The following is a 17,696-nucleotide window of genomic DNA, read 5'->3' on the forward strand; positions in this document are numbered from 1 at the left end:
TTCGTTTTTATGGATATTCCATGCGGTGGCTTATTCTCTCGCTCCTGCCGATCACGCTCACCTTCAGCGGCTGCACCTCTGCCAGCTATGACCTGATGGAAACGGCGTCGATCCAGACGCCGCGCTTCCAGGACACGGATCCGCAGGATTTCGACGGCAAGACCCCACAAAAGCACAAGATACATGGCATCGACGTATCGAAATGGAACGGCGATGTCGACTGGGTAAAGGTGAGCAAGTCCGGCGTCGCTTTCGCTTTCATCAAGGCGACCGAGGGTAAAGACAGGGTCGACCCGCGCTTCGACGAATACTGGCGCAAGGCCGCAGCCGCCGGCATCCCGCAAGCGCCCTACCATTTCTACTATTTCTGCTCTACCGCGGACGAACAGGCCGACTGGTTCATCAGCAACGTGCCGAAAGCCTCCATGCATCTGCCGCCGGTGCTCGATGTCGAATGGAACCATTCGTCCAAGACCTGCAACTATCGCCCGAGCGCTATGACGGTCCGAGCAGAGATGAAGCGCTTCATGGACAGGATCGAGGCCTATTACGGCAAACGGCCGATCATCTATACCTCGGTCGATTTCCATCGCGACAATCTGCAGGGCAGCTTCCAAAACTATCATTTCTGGGTCCGTGCCGTCGCCCAGCATCCGGAGGAAATCTATCCGGAGCGCCGCTGGGCCTTCTGGCAATATACGTCGACCGGCGTTGTCCCGGGCATCAAGGGCGAGACGGACATCAACGTCTTTGCCGGCACCGAGAAGAACTGGAAGAACTGGGTCGCGGCCGTTTCGAAGCGCTGACGGAAGGTGTCACACCCGCACACACCGGATTGGCGTGTTTTCCGAGGTCCACCTCGCTTTCGTCAAAAAGTCAGCCAATATCGCTTCGATACGGTTCGGCCCGGCCGCCTCAGGCGACCGGGCGAATTTCATCTAGCCTTTCACGGCGCCGTCACGTTCGGGGTATCTCCTCGCGTGGCACGCCGGAACATCACCGAAACTTGCAAGGATGACTCATGAAGACCGCCACCCGCATCGCTCTTGCCCTCACCGCCCTTCTCGCCACCTCCTCGCTGGCCTCCGCGCAGCAGTGTGGAGGCGATCTCGGAGCCTTTCTCGATGGCGTGAAGGCTGAGGCGATCTCCGCCGGCGCCTCCGCTGCGGCTGCCAATGCCGCACTCGCCGGCGCGCAGATCGACCAGAAGGTTCTCTCCCGCGACCGTTCGCAGGGCGTATTCAAGCAGACCTTCCTTGAATTCTCCCAGCGCACCGTCAGCCAGTCACGGCTCGACATCGGCCGTCAGAAGATGAAGCAGTTTTCCGACGCCTTTGCCCGTGCGGAGCGCGAATACGGTGTACCGGCCGGCGTCATTACCGCCTTCTGGGCGATGGAGACCGACTTTGGCGCGGTACAGGGCGACTTCAACACACGCAATGCGCTCGTCACGCTGGCCCATGACTGCCGCCGTCCGGAACTCTTCCGTCCGCAGCTCCTCAACCTGATCACCATGGTCCAGCACGGCGACCTCGATCCGGCGACCAATACGGGCGCCTGGGCCGGCGAAATCGGCCAGGTCCAGATGCTTCCCAAGGACATCGTCGCCTTCGGTGTCGATGGTGACGGCGACGGGCACATCAATGTCAAGAAGAGCTCGCCCGACGCCATTCTGACCGCGGCGAAGTTCATCGAGCATCTCGGCTTCCGCCGCGGCGAACCCTGGATCCAGGAGGTCGTCCTGCCGGAAAATCTGCCTTGGGAAAAGACCGGCCTCGGCAGTACCATGACGGCATCGGACTGGTTCGCCCTGGGCGTCAAGCCACGCGACGGTGACACCCGATTCGGCGCTCTGCCCGCATCCGTCGTGCTGCCGCAGGGGCGCAAGGGGCCAGCCTTCATCACCTATCCGAATTTCAACATCTATCTCGAGTGGAACCAGTCGTTCATCTACACGACGTCGGCCGCCTATTTCGCCACCCGCCTGATGGGCGCGGCACCCTACCAGAAGGGCAATCCGGAGCCGGGTCTCGCCGACGCGGAGATGAAGGCACTGCAGACCAAACTGAATACCATCGGCCACGACGTCGGCAAGATCGATGGCATCCTCGGCTCCGGCACGCGAATCGCGATCCAGAAGGAACAGCAGCGCCTCGGCATGCCGGCCGACGGATGGGCCACTCCAGCGCTTCTCAACGCGCTCTGACGCCCCTTCGCCACTTGTCTGCGGGCGGCGCTTTCTGCCGCCGCCCGCAGGCAGATCAAGGGAATCCACAAGCACCGTCGCTGCGAAAGAGTCGGAATTGTCCGGGTGGCGTTTTTCGGGTGGTCAGCCGAACACGCCGCGCTTATGTCTCGCTGCACGTCTTCGAGCTGGAGCCCACGAATGCCAACCACCACACAGCAACGCCTGAACGTCACGACCTGGTCGCTGCTTGCCCTTCTCGGACTAATCTGGGGTGGATCGTTTTTCTTCGGCCGGGTCGCCGTGCCCTATGTGCCGCCACTGACGCTTGCCTTTCTGCGCCTGTCAATCGCAGCCCTGGCGCTACACCTCTATCTGCACGGCCGGATGGACCTTTATCGCTCGTTGCGGCAGCGCTGGGCACCCTTCCTGCTGCTCGGGCTGATCAATAATGCCATTCCGCACACGCTGATCCTCTTTGGCCAGACTCAGATCGGCGCCGGTCTCGCCGCCATCCTCAATGCCACGACGCCGATCTGGACGATGCTGATCGCCAACCGTCTCACGGCGGACGAGAAGCTCTCGCCGGCCAAACTCGGCGGCACTTTGCTCGGGCTTGCCGGAACCGCGGTTTTGGTCGGGCCAAGCGCTTTTCAGGCAAGTGACATACCGCTTTGGGCGATGATCCTGCCGGTCATGGCCGCAATATCCTACGGCTTCGCCGCGACTTACGGCAAACGGTTCCGCGACCTGCCGGCACCGGTCACCGCCACCGGCCAGTTGACGGCATCCGCGCTGATCATGCTGCCGACCGCACTCATCGTCGATCAGTCCTGGCAGATCCCCTTCCCACCCCTGAATGCCGTCGCCGCCATATTGGCGCTCGCCCTCCTTTCCACTGCCTTCGGCTATATTCTATTTTTTCGTATCATGGCCCTTGCCGGCGCGACCAACACTTCCCTCGTCACTCTCCTGGTTCCACCAAGCGCCATCCTGCTTGGCGCACTGTTCCTCGGTGAGACTCTGACCCTGACGGATCTGGCCGGCATGCTTTTGATCGCCGTCGCGCTGCTCGTCCTCGATGGGAGGGTTCGCTGGCCACAACGCAGCGCGGTATGAACCACCTCTCGAGGCCGGCATGTATTGATCAGGACCGGCCAAGCCTCCACTTGATCACGCTTGTTAAACAACATTAACAACCGCTGATTTTCAGCAAGCGGTTGATTTTTCTACAAATCAACGGGGGTGCGACAAGTTTTCCACCATCTTCAACGGCGGTGCAGCACATTAATCGCTTTCCTTGCGACACAAATCCGACATATTATCTAACAGTCAACACAAGGAGGCAGATATGGGACTTACAAACTCTCTCAATGTCCTGATCGTCGGTGCGGCGTTTGTGTTTATCGCAACGATGCTGTTCATCTAACCGAAATGAGTTGAACAAGAGGCCTTGAAGGATCCGCAAGCGATCAGGCCCGAATAAGCCATCAGAGCTTTCCAGTTTGAAGAAAAAAGGCGCATCGTCCGATTGGAGATGCGCCTTTTTCATTGCATGGATGGTCGCTGTATCAGGCCGCTGCGCCGGCTCCATCATCCGCCAAAGCCCTAGGGCGCAGACCCAGATTGCCAAGCGTTGCTGTCACGAGTGCAGAACGATTCATCGTGTAGAGATGGAAATCGCTGATACCACGTCGCGCAAGATCCTCGATCTGTTCGGCAGCGACCGCCGCAGCAACCTCGGCGCGGGCCTTCGGCTGGTCGTCCAGACCGGCAAAACGGTCATCGAGGAAACCCGGTATGGTCGCGCCGCACATCGAAGCGAAACGCTTGAGCTGGGTGAGGTTCTGGATCGGCATGATGCCGGGAACGATCGGGACGGAAATCCCGGCGGCCCTGACCCGCTCGAGGTAGCGCTCGAAAACATCATTGTCGAAGAAGAACTGGGTGAGCGCCCGGCAGGCGCCATTGTCGACCTTGCGCTTCAGCATATCGATGTCAGCCGCGACGTCGGGGCTTTCGGGGTGTTTTTCCGGATAGGCCGAAACGGAAATCTCGAAACCACCCATCTCCCGCAGACCAGCGACCAGTTCTGCCGCATTGGAATAGCCGCCCGGATAGGGTTGATAAGCACTCCCCATGCCCCCTTGCGGATCGCCGCGCAATGCGACGAAATGCTTGACGCCCACAGAGCGGAACTGCTCGACCACTTGCCGCACCTCATCCTTCGTCGCCCCGACACAGGTCAGGTGCGACGCGGTCGGCAGCGCCGTCTCGCTAATGAGCCTCTTCACGGTCGAGAGAGTCGGCTCGCGGGTCGTACCGCCCGCGCCATAGGTGACGGACACGAAATCCGGGGTCCACAGCGACAACGCCTCGACCGTCTTCCATAGCTGGTCGGCCATATCTTCCGACTTCGGCGGAAAGAACTCGAAGGAAAAGCGCAGGCGCCTGGTAGTCACGCTCTCTTGCTCCTCAGTCGCCATTTTCCTGCTCCCCCTTCACTACACTCGTATCGCTGATCTGCTCCGCGGTAATCTCGCCGCCCTGGCGGGCCAACCAGATGGTCACCGTCAATCCTTTGCTCGCCGCATCGTCCGGCGGCAGGTCGACAGTCTGCTCGACTGTCAGACCGTATTTGGCCAGCCACTCGGCCATGGTCTGGCGCGAAAAGCCCAGCCGCACATGAGCGTGCTCGTCGCGCAGATATTCGAGGGCGTGCGGGGCGAGATCGATGATCACCAGCCGACCGCCCGGCTTCAGCATGCGGCTCGCCTCGGCCAGAGCCAGTTCAGGCTGGACGAGGAAGTGCAGCACCTGATGGATAATGACGACGTCGTACTCGTTGGCATCGAGCGGCAGATTAAGAATGTCGCCGTGGCGGACCGAGGCTTTGAGCACGCCCGCCTTGTCCAGATTGGCGCGCGCCACGGCCAGCATGTCGCGGCTGGCGTCGATGCCGGTGGCACGGCGATAGCTGTTCTGCAAAAGCTGGAGAATACGGCCGGTGCCGGTGCCGAGATCGAGCAAAGCATCGACCACCTTCGGACCAACCAGTTCAAGCAGCTTGGTCTCGACGGCGGTGTCATCGACATGCAGGCGGCGCAGTTCGTCCCATTCAGACGCATTGCGCTTGAAATACTCCTGCGCGCGTTCGGCACGAGCACGCTTCACCGCAGCCAGACGCTCGCTGTCGCGCAGGAGCACGGCATCGTTCTCGTTCGTGGCAGCCAGCAGAGTATTGACGAGCCCCGCAGCGTCACCGTCCCGCTTCAGACGAAAATAGGCCCATGCCCCCTCTTGATAGCGGTCGATCAGACCGGCCTCGGTGAGTAGCTTCAAGTGGCGGGAAATACGTGGCTGCGACTGTCCAAGGATGTCGGTGAGGTCCGTCACAGTCAGATCGCCGGCAGCAAGCAGCGCCAGGAGTCGAAGGCGCGTCGGTTCACCCGCCGCCTTGAGCAGCTCCACCAGTGCATCGACTCCAAATTTCATGCCGTCAGCCATAGCAAACCCAATCAAGATATAAAGATGTCTTTATGTCAATTGAGCCATCTATGCAAGAGCAAATCATTCGCCGCTGGCAATGGTAAATGCAGCAGAAGATCTGCACCTAGGTTTCCGGCCACAAAAAAAGGCGGCCGCGCATGACGGCCGCCTTTCAGAAATGATCAGTGAGGATGGATTGTCAGAACTCCTGCCAATCCTCGCCCTGCTGGGCCAGCGCCGCATTACCCTGGCTGGCGAACACGGGGCGGGCTCGGCTCGGCACCGGTCGCGCAGCTTCGGGGGCCGCCCGCGAGGTGGGGCGAGCGGCAGCGGCACCAGCAACCTGAACGGTTCGCTGCAGGACATGACCGGTACGAAAGCGCGACAGAAGCTCGACCAACCTCCCGCTTTCCTGGGCAAGGCTTGCACCAGCCGCATTCATCTCCTCAACCATCGCCGCATTCTGTTGCGTCGCCTGGTCCATGTGATTGACGGCGGTGTTGACTTCGCCGAGACCGACGGACTGTTCCTGCGCTGCCGTCGAGATCGCTCCCATGTGACTGTTGATCGACAGGACGAGTTCGGCAATGGATGAAAGTCCCTCACCCGTATCGTTGACCAGGCGAACGCCTTCACTGACAGCGGCTTCGGAACTGCTGATCAGCGCCTTGATCTCCTTAGCCGCATTGGCCGAGCGTTGCGCCAGTTCGCGCACTTCCTGGGCGACAACAGCAAAGCCCTTGCCCGCGTCACCGGCACGCGCCGCCTCGACACCAGCGTTCAGCGCCAGAAGGTTCGTCTGGAAGGCGATCTCGTCGATCACACCGATGATCTGCCCGATCTGGCGGGACGAATGCTCGATGCGCCCCATGGCCGAGACGGCATTGTTGACAACCTCGCCGGACTTTTCCGCTCTCTGGCGGGTGGTTTCGACCAGATCACGGGCCTCCGCCGTACGTTTCGACGTGGACACGACATTGGCGGTGATCTCTTCCAGAGCAGCGGCAGTCTGCTCAAGCGAGGCAGCCTGCTGCTCGGTGCGCTTGGCGAGGCTGTCCGACGCCTGCGAGACTTCGCCTGATCCGCTGGTCACGGTGCCAGCAACCTGGCCGACACTCTGCATGACCTCGCGCAACTGGCGTAGCGATGTGTTGAAATCATGGCGCAAGGCCTCGAACTGAGGCGCAAACTCCTCCTCAATCTCGGTCAAGAGATCACCAGCGGCGAGCCGCTGCAAACCAGCAGCCAACGAGCCAGTCGCACGGCTCAGACGCTCCTCGGCCTCCGCCTCTGCCCGGGCCTGCATCTCTGCACGCTCGCGCTCGGCGACCATGCGATTCTGCTCGGCGCTTGCTTCCAGCTCGGCGTTGCGAATCGCAGCCTGGCGGAACACTTCGACCGAGCGTGCCATGCCACCAATTTCGTCGCGGCGGTCGGCATAGGGGATCGCGCTCTGTGTATCGCCTTCGGCCAGCGACTTCATTCGTTCACCGATACGGTTGATCGAACCGGACAGAACCCGGGCAATGACCACGGCAAGGCCGATGACGACCAGCACCGCAGCAGCCACTCCGGCCAGCAGAATCATCAAGCGCGTCTGGGCTGCGGCCGATTTCTCATCGATCAACTGCGTCATCCGTTCGCCAGTCTTGGCAATCAAATCGGAGACGAAGGCACGCCTGTCGTCATGTGCGGCAATCCAGGCTTCTAGTTCGCCCTCCGATGCCGTGTAGGGCTCATTCTTCAGCATCGCTTGGCGCAGCGTTTCGATCCGCTTGCCAGTCGGCTGTTCGAAGTAAGCCCGGTGGCTCGAAACAAGATCGGCCGGCACGGCTTCATCAACCACCTTGCCAAAAGTCTTGAGCAGCATGTCGCTGCGCTGGACCATGGCAAAAGCCGGCGGCTCCAGTGTGCCCGCCTTGAGATAGGCCTGACCGAGACGATTGAGCACCTGGTAGGCATCGCTCACCTGCATAAAGGCGAAATAGCCGGAGATCGCAGCCGAAAGTTCATGATCCTCGGAAAGGGTGGCGGCGCGACGGGTCAGTTCAGAGCTTGACGCAACGATCGGCTGCACGATCTCAAGAGCGAGCAGCGGCGGCGCAGTGCCGTCATCCGTCTTGGCGCGAAACTCCGCCAGCCGCGACAGCTTTTCGTCGTACAGCCGCTTGAGCGACTGCAGGCCCGGATCGTCGTAGCCCTGGGCCAGAACCTCGCGATAACTGGCCTCGATCGCGGCCGCCACCGCGTCTGTCCGGGCACGGTACTCCGCCCGCTGGGCCACAGCGGCACCGGTCTCGGCCGGCCCGGCCAGCCCCATAGCAATGCCACTCTCGGCAAGGTCGGCAAGCCGCGTAGCCCGATGCAGTTCATCGCTTTCGCGATAGGAAATCAGGCTCAACCAACCACCGAGTACGAGTACGGCCAGCAAGGGCACTGCCGCAAGGCTGGTCAGAAGAGCGCGGAAAGACAGGGTTCCAAGTAAAGTGCGCATCCAAATCCTCTTGATAATATTTCCAGGTCGTCATGACGGTGGCGAGTGACCGGAAAAGGGACATGGCACTCCGATCGGAAGCATGCTGCGCAAACCTTGAAATAGTCTTTATGCGACAGTGCAATCCGCAGATGAAACAACCAGCCGGATACCCTTGGCGACGCAAGGCAACAAAAAACCCCGGTAAACCGGGGTTTTTCTGTCTTTGTTATATTCAACGCGTCAGGCGTTTGTAACTCATCCGAGTCGGGTTAAGCGCGTCCGCGCCCAGGCGACGAACCTTGTCCTTCTCGTAATCCTCGAAGTTGCCCTCGAACCATTCGACGTGACCATCCCCTTCAAAGGCGAGCATGTGCGTCGCCAGACGGTCGAGGAACATGCGGTCATGCGAGATAATGATCGCACAACCGGCGAAGTTCTCGAGTGCGCTTTCCAGTGCGCCGAGCGTTTCGGTGTCAAGGTCGTTGGTCGGTTCGTCGAGCAGCAGCACGTTGCCGCCAGCCTTCAACATCTTGGCCAGATGGACGCGGTTGCGCTGGCCACCGGACAGGTTGCCAACCTTCTGCTGCTGGTCGCCACCCTTGAAGTTGAAGGCGCCGCAATAAGCACGCGAGTTCATGTCGAACTTACCGAGCTTGATGATTTCGGCACCGCCGGAGATTTCCTCCCAGACCGTCTTGTTGCCATCCAGAGCGTCGCGGCTCTGGTCGACATAACCAAGGTGGACGCTGTCGCCGATGCGTATGGTGCCGGAATCGGGTTTTTCCTGGCCGGTAATCATGCGGAACAGCGTCGTCTTGCCGGCACCATTCGGACCGATAACGCCAACGATGCCACCCGGCGGCAGCTTCAGCGTCAGATCGTCGATGAGGACGCGGTCACCATAGCCCTTGGTGATTCCCTCCATCTCGATGACCACCTGGCCGAGACGCTCACTGACCGGAATGATGATCTGCGCATCGCCGGGACGGACATTCTCGGCGGCTTCGACCAACTGTTCGTAGGATTTGATACGGGCCTTGGACTTGGCCTGGCGTGCCTTGGGGCTGGATGCGATCCATTCCTGCTCGCGGGAAATCGCCTTCTGGCGCGAAGCGTCTTCGCGGGCTTCCTGCTGCATACGCTTGGCCTTGGCCTGCAGGTAAGCGGAGTAATTGCCTTCATAGGGAATGCCGCGGCCACGGTCGAGCTCAAGGATCCAGCCCGTGACGTTGTCGAGGAAGTAGCGGTCGTGGGTGATCATCAGCACGGCGCCGGGATATTCGCGCAGGTGCTTTTCCAGCCATCCGATCGTCTCGGCGTCGAGATGGTTGGTCGGTTCGTCGAGAAGCAACAGGTCGGGCTGCGAGAGCAACAGCTTGCAGAGCGCCACGCGGCGGCGCTCACCGCCGGACAGGCTCGTGACATCGGCATCGCCGGGCGGGCAGCGCAAGGCGTCCATCGCCATTTCGACCTGGTTTTCCAGGTCCCACAGGTTCTGGCTGTCGATGACGTCCTGGAGCTTGGCGCCCTCATCGGCCGTCTCGTCGGAATAGTTCATCATCAGTTCGTTGTAGCGCTCGAGGATCGCCGTCTTCTTGGCTACGCCTTCCATCACGTTTTCGAACACAGTCTTGGTCGGGTCGAGATGCGGCTCCTGCTCGAGATAGCCGAGCGTCGCGCCTTCGGCGAGCCATGCTTCGCCGGTGTATTCCTTGTCGAGACCGGCGATGATCTTGAGAACCGTCGACTTACCGGCACCGTTCGGTCCAAGGATACCGATCTTGGCATCCGGATAGAAGGACAGGTTGACGTTTTCGAGGATCTTCTTGGCGCCGAAGGCCTTGTTGAGGCCGGCCATGTGATAGATGAACTGACGTGCCATCGTGTTGCATTGCTCCGCGGGCGTGAAGGGAATTTGCCGCTATGTAGGCGAAAGCGCCGGCCGGGGCAATGCAGCAGGCTGTGAAACAAGGCTCTTTTCTGGTTTGCGCGAGCTTCGCCCGGCCTATTTCAGCGCCGCGTGATCGATCCGGTAGAGTTGCAATCGCGTCGCGGTGGAAACCGGTATCGGCACAAGCCCCGGCCAAGGCTGTCCGGTGGCCAGTGCGGCAAAGAGCGAGACATCGTTACTGGCTGGATCGAGCGGGAATCGGCATACCGCGACATAGTCGAAAGGCGCAAGCACCTGGCGACGCACGGCGGGGTCGCGCGTCGTGAAGGCGAGCAGGCTTTTCGTCACGTCTGCATTCGTGCCGCTCATGAAATCCGTCCCTTTTGGTATCGGGCGCATTCTGAATGATCGGTCTAAATATTTCCTTTGCGGCCAGCGCTGAAGCCATCTAACCCTTGAAGCGGGCTCGGGAGGACGGATATGGCATTCGAAACCAGCAGGCGGCTCGTCGCAGTGACGGGCGCTGAACTCAGCTACCACCATGAGGTGGCATCCGGCCGGGCAAGAGGCATTGTCGTCGTCTGTCATGGGCTTGCCGAGCATTCGCGCCGCTACCGTCGTTTTGCCGAGGCTCTTTCAAGCCCGGGCTATCACGTCTTCGCCCATGACCATCGTGGCCATGGAGAAACGACAGCTGTCGATGCCCCGATCGGCCGCTTCGCCAGACGCGAGGGTTGGAAGGTGGTAATTGCCGATACCTTGGCCATGCGCGACTTCGCGGCCGAGCAGTATCCAGGACTGCCGGTGATCCTTTTTGGCCATTCCATGGGTGGTCTCATCGCGCTCAATACTGCGACCGACCATCCGCGTGCCTTCGACGGCCTAGCCGTCTGGAACTCCAATTTCCACCCCGGACCAGCCGGACGCTTTGCCCAAGGGGTGCTGGCGCTCGAGCGTATGCTCAAGGGCTCCGACGTGCCGAGCCTCATCCTGCCTCGCGCGACCTTCCTTGCCTGGGGCAGGCAGATCCCAAATCGCCGGACCGATGCCGACTGGCTCTCCCATGATCCGGCAGAAGTCGATGCCTATGTAAACGACCCGCTGTGCGGCTTCGATGCCAGCGTCTCGCTATGGAGCGACGTCTTCACGCTGACATTCCGCGGCGCCACTCCCGAGCAACTGGACCGGCTGCCGAGGAACATGCCGATCCATCTCGTCGGCGGCGCCGAAGACCCTGCGACCGAAAAGGCCAGGGCGATGCAATGGCTGGGCAGGCGGTTGGCTAAGGCAGGTTTCGCCGCTGTCACGACGCGGATCTACCCCGGCATGCGGCACGAAACGCTGAACGAGACAGGCAGAAATGAAGCCACGCAAGACTTCATCCACTGGTGCGATGCGGTATCAGCACGCCCCACCGCCACTGGCTCGCAAGCGGTTGGCGATGCCGAAACGGAATGATCCCATGAGAGAAATTCAAGTGCGTGCGGCAGGGGCCGAAGCTATAGATAGAACAACAGAATCCTGTTCGTAAGAAACGCGAGCGCACGGCCGTCGGCGTTCCGCACCGCAGAAGAGCGAAGCCCGCGATGACCACCCCACAAGGACGCCCCGCGCCGGCCCTGCCCGCCCCGTCCGCGGATGTAACGGTCGGCCTGTTGCTGATGGTGACAGCGGTGCTGATCGCGCCGTTCATCGACATCTTCTCCAAGCTCGCCACCGAGACCACGTCACCGATGCAGATCACCGCGGTGCGGTTCTTCTTCCAGATGGTCTTCATGTTGCCGATTTTCGTCTGGCGGCGAACAGTTCCGCGTTTTTCGCGAACCAATACTCATTTTCACGTCGCGCGCGGCGGACTCATTGCCCTCTCCGTGGTCTGCTATGTCACGGCACTTTCGGTCATGTCGGTTGCCGACGCGGTGGCGATCTTCTTCATCGAACCGATAATCCTGACCGTGCTTTCCAGCATTTTTCTCAAGGAGACCATCGGTTGGCGCCGCTATACCGCCTGCGCCGTGGGTTTTGGCGGGTCCCTTCTGATCATCCAGCCGAGCTTCGAGCAGGTCGGCTTCATCGCGCTCCTTCCGGCCGTCTCGGCCCTGTGTGTCGCCGTCTTCGCCATACTCACCCGCAAGCTCGCCCATCGCGAGGATCCCTGGTCAATGCAGATCGAGACCGGCTTCTGGGGTATGCTTATCTCGCTGGCAGCGATCGGGCTGTTCGGCTGGAGCGCACCGGCGATATTCGCGGCGAGCCTGCCGGATGTGACGAGCATGGCATGGATGACCTGCGTTGGCCTTGCGGCGGCGATTTCCGGCATTTTCAGCGTCTACGCCTATCGCACCGCCCCCGCATCGACGCTCGCGCCACTGCAGTATCTTGAGATCGTCACCACGACGATCTTTGGATGGCTGGTCTTCCGCGACTTCCCCGATCCGATCAAATGGCTCGGCATCGCCATCATCATCGGTTCCGGCCTCTTCATCATCTGGCGGGAACGCCGCTTCACCTCGAAGCCAGTCTCCGACAACGCCACGCTTGCGCCATGACAGGACATTCAATGACCGATACGCAGTCGAAAAAACCGCCGCTTGCCGGCATCCGCGTTCTCGAACTGGCCCGGGTGCTTGCAGGCCCGTGGGCCGGACAGATGCTCGCCGACATGGGCGCCGACGTAATCAAGGTGGAGAACCCCGAGGGCGGCGACGACACGCGCGCCTGGGGCCCCCCCTTCGTCGAGGGCAAGGACGGTGAAAACCTCTCGGCAGCCTATTACCACTCGACCAACCGCAACAAGCGCTCGATCGCCGTAGACCTGAAGACCGAGGAAGGCCAGGACATCGTCCGTCGGCTCGCGGCGACCTCCGACGTGGTGATCGAGAACTTCAAGCTCGGCGGCCTGAAGAAATACGGCCTCGACTACGAGAGCCTGAGGAAGATCAATCCAAAGCTGATCTACTGCTCGATCACCGGCTTTGGCCAGAACGGGCCCTACGCCGAATTTGCCGGCTACGACTACATCGTCCAGGGCATGTCAGGTTTCATGTCGATCACCGGCGAGCCGGACGGCCAGCCGATGAAGGCGGGTGTGGCGATTGCCGACATCTTCACCGGCATTTATGCCGTGACCGCCATCCAAGCGGCACTGATCCATGCGATGAGAACCGGCGAAGGCCAATTCGTCGACATGGCGCTGCTCGACGTGATGTCGGGCGTACTCGCAAACCAGAATCTCAACTACCTGATCTCCGGCAAGGCGCCGGTCCGGCTCGGCAACGCCCATCCGAACATCAGCCCCTACGAGGTGGTCCCGACCGCCGACGGCCACCTGATCCTCGCGGTCGGCAATGATGGCCAGTTCAAGCGGCTTTGCGCAATTCTCGGAATCGAGCCTGTGGCCGAAGACCAGCGCTTCGCCACCAACAAGGCCCGCGTCGCCAACAAGGTCGAGGTCCGCCGCATCGTTACGACCGAGACGGTGAAGTGGGCCAAGCGCGACCTGCTGACCGCCTGCGAAAGCAATGCCGTGCCGGCCGGCCCGATCAACTCGATCGCCGAAATGTTCGACGACCCGCAGGTCAAGGCGCGAGGCCTGCGGATCGAACTGGATGATGCCGACGGCAACGTCATTCCGGGCGTACGCACGCCCATCGTCCTTTCCGAGACACCGCTGCGCTACGAGCGCCCGAGCCCGCGAGTCGGGGAGCACCAGCAAGAAATTCTCGCCGAACTGGCAGAGATCGAAAGGGAGAGAGACACATGAAAAAGACCGGCGGACAACTGATCGTCGACGCCCTGAAGGCCAATGGAGTCGAACGGGTTTCCTGCGTGCCCGGCGAAAGCTATCTGGCGGTACTCGACGCGCTGCGCGACAGCGGCATCGAGACCATGGTCTGCCGCCAGGAAGGTGGCGCAGCGATGATGGCCGACACCTGGGGACGGCTGACAGGCCAGCCAGGCATCTGCATGGTCACGCGCGGTCCGGGGGCCACGAACGCCAGCGCCGGCCTGCACATCGCCAAGCAGGATTCGATCCCGATGATCCTCTTCATCGGCCAGGTCGGGCGCGACATGCGCGAGCGCGAGGCCTTCCAGGAAGTCGAATACCGCCGCGCCTTCACCGAATTCGCCAAATGGGTCGGCGAGATCGACGACGCGCGACGCATTCCGGAATTTGTCACCCGCGCCTTTGCCGTCGCCACCTCCGGCCGCCCCGGCCCCGTCGTGCTGTCTTTGCCGGAGGACATGCTGTTGGATGAGGTGGAGGCACCGGCAGCAAAACCCGCCTCACCCGTGGAAGCGCATCCCGGCCCATCGCAGATCGCCAGACTCGACGAAATGCTATCCTCCGCCAAGCGGCCGATCGCCATTCTTGGCGGCACGCGCTGGACCAAGCAGGCCGTCACCGAATTCGAGGATTTCGCCAACCGATGGAAGCTGCCGGTCGGTTGCTCTTTCCGCCGCCAGATGCTGTTCGACCACCTGAACGCCTCCTATGCCGGCGATGTCGGCATCGGCATCAATCCGGCACTTGCCAAGGAAATCAAGGCGGCCGACCTCGTGCTGTTGATCGGCGGCCGTTTCTCCGAAATGCCGTCATCGAGCTACACGCTGCTTGATGTCCCCTATCCGTCGCAGACACTCGTCCATGTCTTTCCGGACCCGTCCGAACTCGGCCGTGTCTATCGCCCGGATCTCGCCATCTGCGCCGCTCCGGTTGAATTCACCACGGCGCTGGAGTCGCTGAAGGCCCCGGAAAATCCTGTCTGGGCCACGCGCACGGAGGCCATGCACGCCGCCTATCTCTCATGGTCCACCCCGCCGACGCAGGGCCCCGGCCCGGTCCGCATGGGGCCGATCATGGACTGGATTGAGGCCAACACGGCCGAGGACACGATCTTCACCAATGGCGCCGGCAATTACGCCACCTGGGTTCACCGCTTCCATCGTTTTCGCGACTTCGCTACGCAGGCCGCCCCGACGTCGGGCTCGATGGGCTATGGCCTGCCGGCCGCGGTTGCCGCCAAGGCGCTGCATCCGGACCGCGAAGTCATCTGCTTTGCCGGTGACGGCTGCTTCATGATGCACGGCCAGGAATTCGCCACCGCGATTCGCTACAACCTGCCGATCATCGTCTGCCTAGTGAACAACGGCATCTACGGCACGATCCGCATGCATCAGGAGCGCGAATACCCCGGCCGCGTCAGCGCCACCGACCTGACCAACCCCGATTTCGCCGCCTTCGCCCGCGCCTATGGCGGGCATGGCGAGACGGTCGAGGAGACCTCACAGTTCGCCGCGGCCTTTGAGCGCGCCCGCGCCTCCGGCAAGCCATCGATCATCGAAATCAAGCTCGATCCGGAAGCCATCACGCCAATGAAGACTCTGACTCAAATTCGCGAAAAATCCTGATAGAGCCTTCAAACAAAAAGAGAAAAGGCCAGGAGCAATCCCGGCCTTTTCTTGATTCAGAACATGAAGTGCCGCTTACAGAGCGGCGGTGACGACGAACTCGACCTTGTAGTCCGGGGTCGCGAGCGCGGCCTGGCTGGTGGCGCGGGCCGGCGGGTTCTTCGGGTCGATCCACGCTTCCCAGACGGCATTCATTTCGCCGAAGGTCGACATGTCGGAAATGTAGATGATCGTCTGCAGGATCTTCGACTTGTCGGTGCCGGCGGCGGCCAGCAGACGGTCGACTTCAGCGAGCGCCGACTTCGACTGCTCGGTGACGGAAACGCCTTCACCAACCTGGCCGGCGAGATAGACGGTGTTGCCGTGGACGACGGCGCCGCTCATGCGGGCGCCCGGCTCGATACGCTTGATGGTCATGGAAAATACTCCTGTTACAAGGGATGGGATGGAAAAAGGGACTGGCGAGCGACAGTCGCGACGGCTTGTCAGCCGCGCAGGTGCTGGCTCTTCTGGTAGGTCGCGGTCGAACGCGCGCCTGACCGGCAATAGCCGAGCATCGGCCGATCGAAATCGTCAAGCGCATCGACCATGCCGGAAATGGCGTCGGGAGTGACACCCATCGGACCAACCGGTACATGGGCTATCTGAATGCCGAGTTCTTGCGCGCGGGCGGCAACCTCAGCAAAGGTCGGCTGGCCGGCCTCTTCCCCGTCGGGGCGATGGCAGACAATGGATTTGAAGCCGAGTGCCTTGATCGTGTCGAGATCTGCGACCGAGATCTGGCCGGTCACGGAATATTCGTCGTTGATCTGCGAAATGTTCATGGCGCGCTCCCTGCTTGCGAGGGGCAAACATCTACGATGGGCTTGCGCGGGCGTCAATCGCCAAGCCCCCGTTCCAACCGCCGTTTTCGGATCAGACGAAGGCGAAGCTCAGACCGTACGCGCGGCTCTCGCCGGGCGCGAGTACGACCATCTCACCACGTTCCACCAGCTTGGCTCGCGGTTCCCAGCGGTGCGAGACGGGCTCGATCCCGAACACATGCGCGGGAGCGGCCTGATTGCGCCACACCTGGAGGAAGGGCAACGTGTCAGTACGGAAACGCACCTTGAGCGTCTTGCCGCCGGCAGCAGCGATCGGCCCGAGCCGAACTTCCGCCCAGCCGCCCTTGCCGGCCGGCACGCAGAACACGCCGCCGTCGCCCTCGCCAAAGGCCCAGTGAAAACCGCCGCCGTCCAGCATGGCGCCTTCGAGCCGAACGTCGTCATCGAAATGCTTGGCGCCGAGGTTCATATGATACATCAGAAAAGTCTGGCAGGACTTATCGCCGGTATTAATGACGGTATCGGCAAGGCTCACCTCGCCGGTCTCGCCGCTGATCCGCCAGCGGCGCTCCAACCGCGCGCTTCCGCCATCGGCCAGCCGAAGGTCGACGACGGCTTGGCATTCGACATCACCCCCCTCCTCCGAAAACACGACGTCACGCGCCGCATGGGATGAAAAGGAACCGTGCAGCGGAAATCTGCCGGCTTTGCCGTCGCCGAGCGGTTCTGGATGGCGAATATGGTCCGGGCCGCAGGTGAAGAGGAAGCCCTCGAGCGAATGATCGATGCGCGGATCCCCGTCATCCGGGATCGCCCTGCCGGGCGCCAGGTCGACGCCACCGACGATGCAGCCACCAATATCCAGAACGGAGCCCTCATCCAGCATGAGAGCCGGACCACTCCGCCCCTTGAATTCCATCATTCCACAGGCTCCTCGCTCAGCGATCGCAACTGCCCGCTGGCGATCATCATCTCCACGCCCGACAGTCCCTCGACCATGGCCTTGAGATATGGCGTATCGATAGCCCCTTCAAGCCAGACCTGATAATCCAGCGCGCGCCTCTTGAGCTGGGCGTAAGCCTCCACGCCTGCGGCCGTGGGCGCCAGAAGCTCGAACCGGCGATCATCCCGATCGCGATGGCGCTCCAGCCAGCGGCGGTCCTCAAGCGCCTTGACGGCACGGCTGATCTTCGTTTTGCTCAAACCCGAATGACCGCAAATGGCCTTGGCGGTCGTATGGACCCGCTCCCCCAGCGACCAGAGCACTTGCCATTCGGCCCAGCTGATCTCCACGCCCTCGCCACAGAAGCGCATGAAATGCGCGCTCAACCGTTCGGCCACCCGGTCGAGCCGAAATGGCAAGAAGCCGTCAATATCGAATCTGTCCTGCATCGTTCCCCCTACGATATTCAGGCAAGC

16 protein-coding genes are annotated in these 17,696 nt (G+C 61.5%); 7 read left to right on the plus strand and 9 right to left on the minus strand.

Going from position 1 to position 17,696, the window contains the following annotated elements:
- The first annotated feature begins 20 nt into the window (after positions 1 to 20).
- The 3 genes from RNA01_RS03725 (at position 21) to RNA01_RS03735 (ending at position 3,304) form a co-directional block, all read left to right on the plus strand.
- Positions 21 to 806, plus strand: a complete 786-nt coding sequence (locus RNA01_RS03725) for a glycoside hydrolase family 25 protein (RefSeq protein WP_147178622.1) — start codon at positions 21 to 23, stop codon at positions 804 to 806.
- A 215-nt stretch (positions 807 to 1,021) separates the two neighbouring features.
- A complete protein-coding gene (locus RNA01_RS03730; RefSeq protein ID WP_147178623.1) occupies positions 1,022 to 2,206 on the plus strand; it encodes a lytic murein transglycosylase in 1,185 nt (394 codons plus the stop codon).
- Positions 2,207 to 2,386: 180 nt separating this feature from the next.
- A complete protein-coding gene (locus RNA01_RS03735; RefSeq protein ID WP_147178624.1) occupies positions 2,387 to 3,304 on the plus strand; it encodes a DMT family transporter in 918 nt (305 codons plus the stop codon).
- A gap of 452 nt (positions 3,305 to 3,756) precedes the next feature.
- On the opposite strand, the gene metF is transcribed toward RNA01_RS03735, so the two are convergent.
- The 5 genes from metF to RNA01_RS03760 all read right to left on the minus strand — a co-directional run bounded on the left by metF (position 3,757) and on the right by RNA01_RS03760 (position 10,410).
- Positions 3,757 to 4,671, minus strand: coding sequence for a methylenetetrahydrofolate reductase [NAD(P)H] (gene metF / locus RNA01_RS03740; RefSeq protein ID WP_147178625.1), 915 nt, complete (start codon positions 4,669 to 4,671; stop codon positions 3,757 to 3,759).
- Positions 4,661 to 5,680 (minus strand): ArsR/SmtB family transcription factor, encoded by a 1,020-nt coding sequence (locus RNA01_RS03745; RefSeq protein ID WP_147178626.1) that lies wholly within the window; start codon positions 5,678 to 5,680, stop codon positions 4,661 to 4,663. The genes metF and RNA01_RS03745 overlap by 11 nt, the downstream gene beginning before the upstream one ends.
- Before the next feature lie 193 nt (positions 5,681 to 5,873).
- The gene (locus tag RNA01_RS03750; RefSeq protein WP_147178627.1) at positions 5,874 to 8,168 is read right to left on the minus strand and encodes a methyl-accepting chemotaxis protein; all 2,295 of its coding nucleotides are present in this window, start codon (positions 8,166 to 8,168) and stop codon (positions 5,874 to 5,876) included.
- A 214-nt stretch (positions 8,169 to 8,382) separates the two neighbouring features.
- Positions 8,383 to 10,032: an energy-dependent translational throttle protein EttA gene (ettA, locus tag RNA01_RS03755; protein WP_147178628.1), complete on the minus strand. Its 1,650-nt coding sequence runs from the start codon at positions 10,030 to 10,032 to the stop codon at positions 8,383 to 8,385.
- A 123-nt stretch (positions 10,033 to 10,155) separates the two neighbouring features.
- Positions 10,156 to 10,410 carry a hypothetical protein gene (locus tag RNA01_RS03760; protein WP_147178629.1) on the minus strand — a complete coding sequence of 85 codons (255 nt, stop codon included), beginning with the start codon at positions 10,408 to 10,410 and terminating at the stop codon, positions 10,156 to 10,158.
- A 111-nt stretch (positions 10,411 to 10,521) separates the two neighbouring features.
- On the opposite strand from RNA01_RS03760, the gene RNA01_RS03765 reads away from it, so the two are divergent.
- The 4 genes from RNA01_RS03765 (at position 10,522) to RNA01_RS03780 (ending at position 15,453) form a co-directional block, all read left to right on the plus strand.
- Positions 10,522 to 11,499, plus strand: coding sequence for an alpha/beta hydrolase (locus RNA01_RS03765; protein ID WP_147178630.1), 978 nt, complete (start codon positions 10,522 to 10,524; stop codon positions 11,497 to 11,499).
- Positions 11,500 to 11,627: 128 nt separating this feature from the next.
- Complete coding sequence (locus RNA01_RS03770; RefSeq protein WP_147178631.1) at positions 11,628 to 12,590, plus strand: DMT family transporter; 963 nt, start codon at positions 11,628 to 11,630, stop codon at positions 12,588 to 12,590.
- 11 nt (positions 12,591 to 12,601) lie between these two features.
- Positions 12,602 to 13,804, plus strand: a complete 1,203-nt coding sequence (caiB, locus tag RNA01_RS03775; protein ID WP_147178632.1) for a succinate--glutarate CoA-transferase — start codon at positions 12,602 to 12,604, stop codon at positions 13,802 to 13,804.
- Complete coding sequence (locus RNA01_RS03780; protein ID WP_147178633.1) at positions 13,801 to 15,453, plus strand: thiamine pyrophosphate-binding protein; 1,653 nt, start codon at positions 13,801 to 13,803, stop codon at positions 15,451 to 15,453. Before caiB ends, RNA01_RS03780 begins: the two co-directional genes overlap by 4 nt.
- Positions 15,454 to 15,528: 75 nt before the next feature.
- Here the strand turns inward: RNA01_RS03780 and RNA01_RS03785 are convergent, their stop codons facing one another.
- The 4 genes from RNA01_RS03785 to RNA01_RS03800 form a co-directional block, all read right to left on the minus strand.
- Positions 15,529 to 15,870 (minus strand): RidA family protein, encoded by a 342-nt coding sequence (locus tag RNA01_RS03785; protein ID WP_147178634.1) that lies wholly within the window; start codon positions 15,868 to 15,870, stop codon positions 15,529 to 15,531.
- 68 nt (positions 15,871 to 15,938) lie between these two features.
- A complete protein-coding gene (locus tag RNA01_RS03790; RefSeq protein WP_147178635.1) occupies positions 15,939 to 16,277 on the minus strand; it encodes a protein tyrosine phosphatase family protein in 339 nt (112 codons plus the stop codon).
- Positions 16,278 to 16,368: 91 nt separating this feature from the next.
- Positions 16,369 to 17,199, minus strand: coding sequence for a DUF4432 family protein (locus tag RNA01_RS03795; protein ID WP_147178636.1), 831 nt, complete (start codon positions 17,197 to 17,199; stop codon positions 16,369 to 16,371).
- Entirely contained in the window at positions 17,196 to 17,669 is a 474-nt protein-coding gene (locus RNA01_RS03800) for a MarR family transcriptional regulator (protein ID WP_147178637.1), read from the minus strand. The genes RNA01_RS03795 and RNA01_RS03800 overlap by 4 nt, the downstream gene beginning before the upstream one ends.
- Positions 17,670 to 17,696: the final 27 nt, after the last annotated feature.

Source organism: Paenirhizobium naphthalenivorans (assembly GCF_007992095.1).
GTDB lineage: Bacteria > Pseudomonadota > Alphaproteobacteria > Rhizobiales > Rhizobiaceae > Allorhizobium > Allorhizobium naphthalenivorans.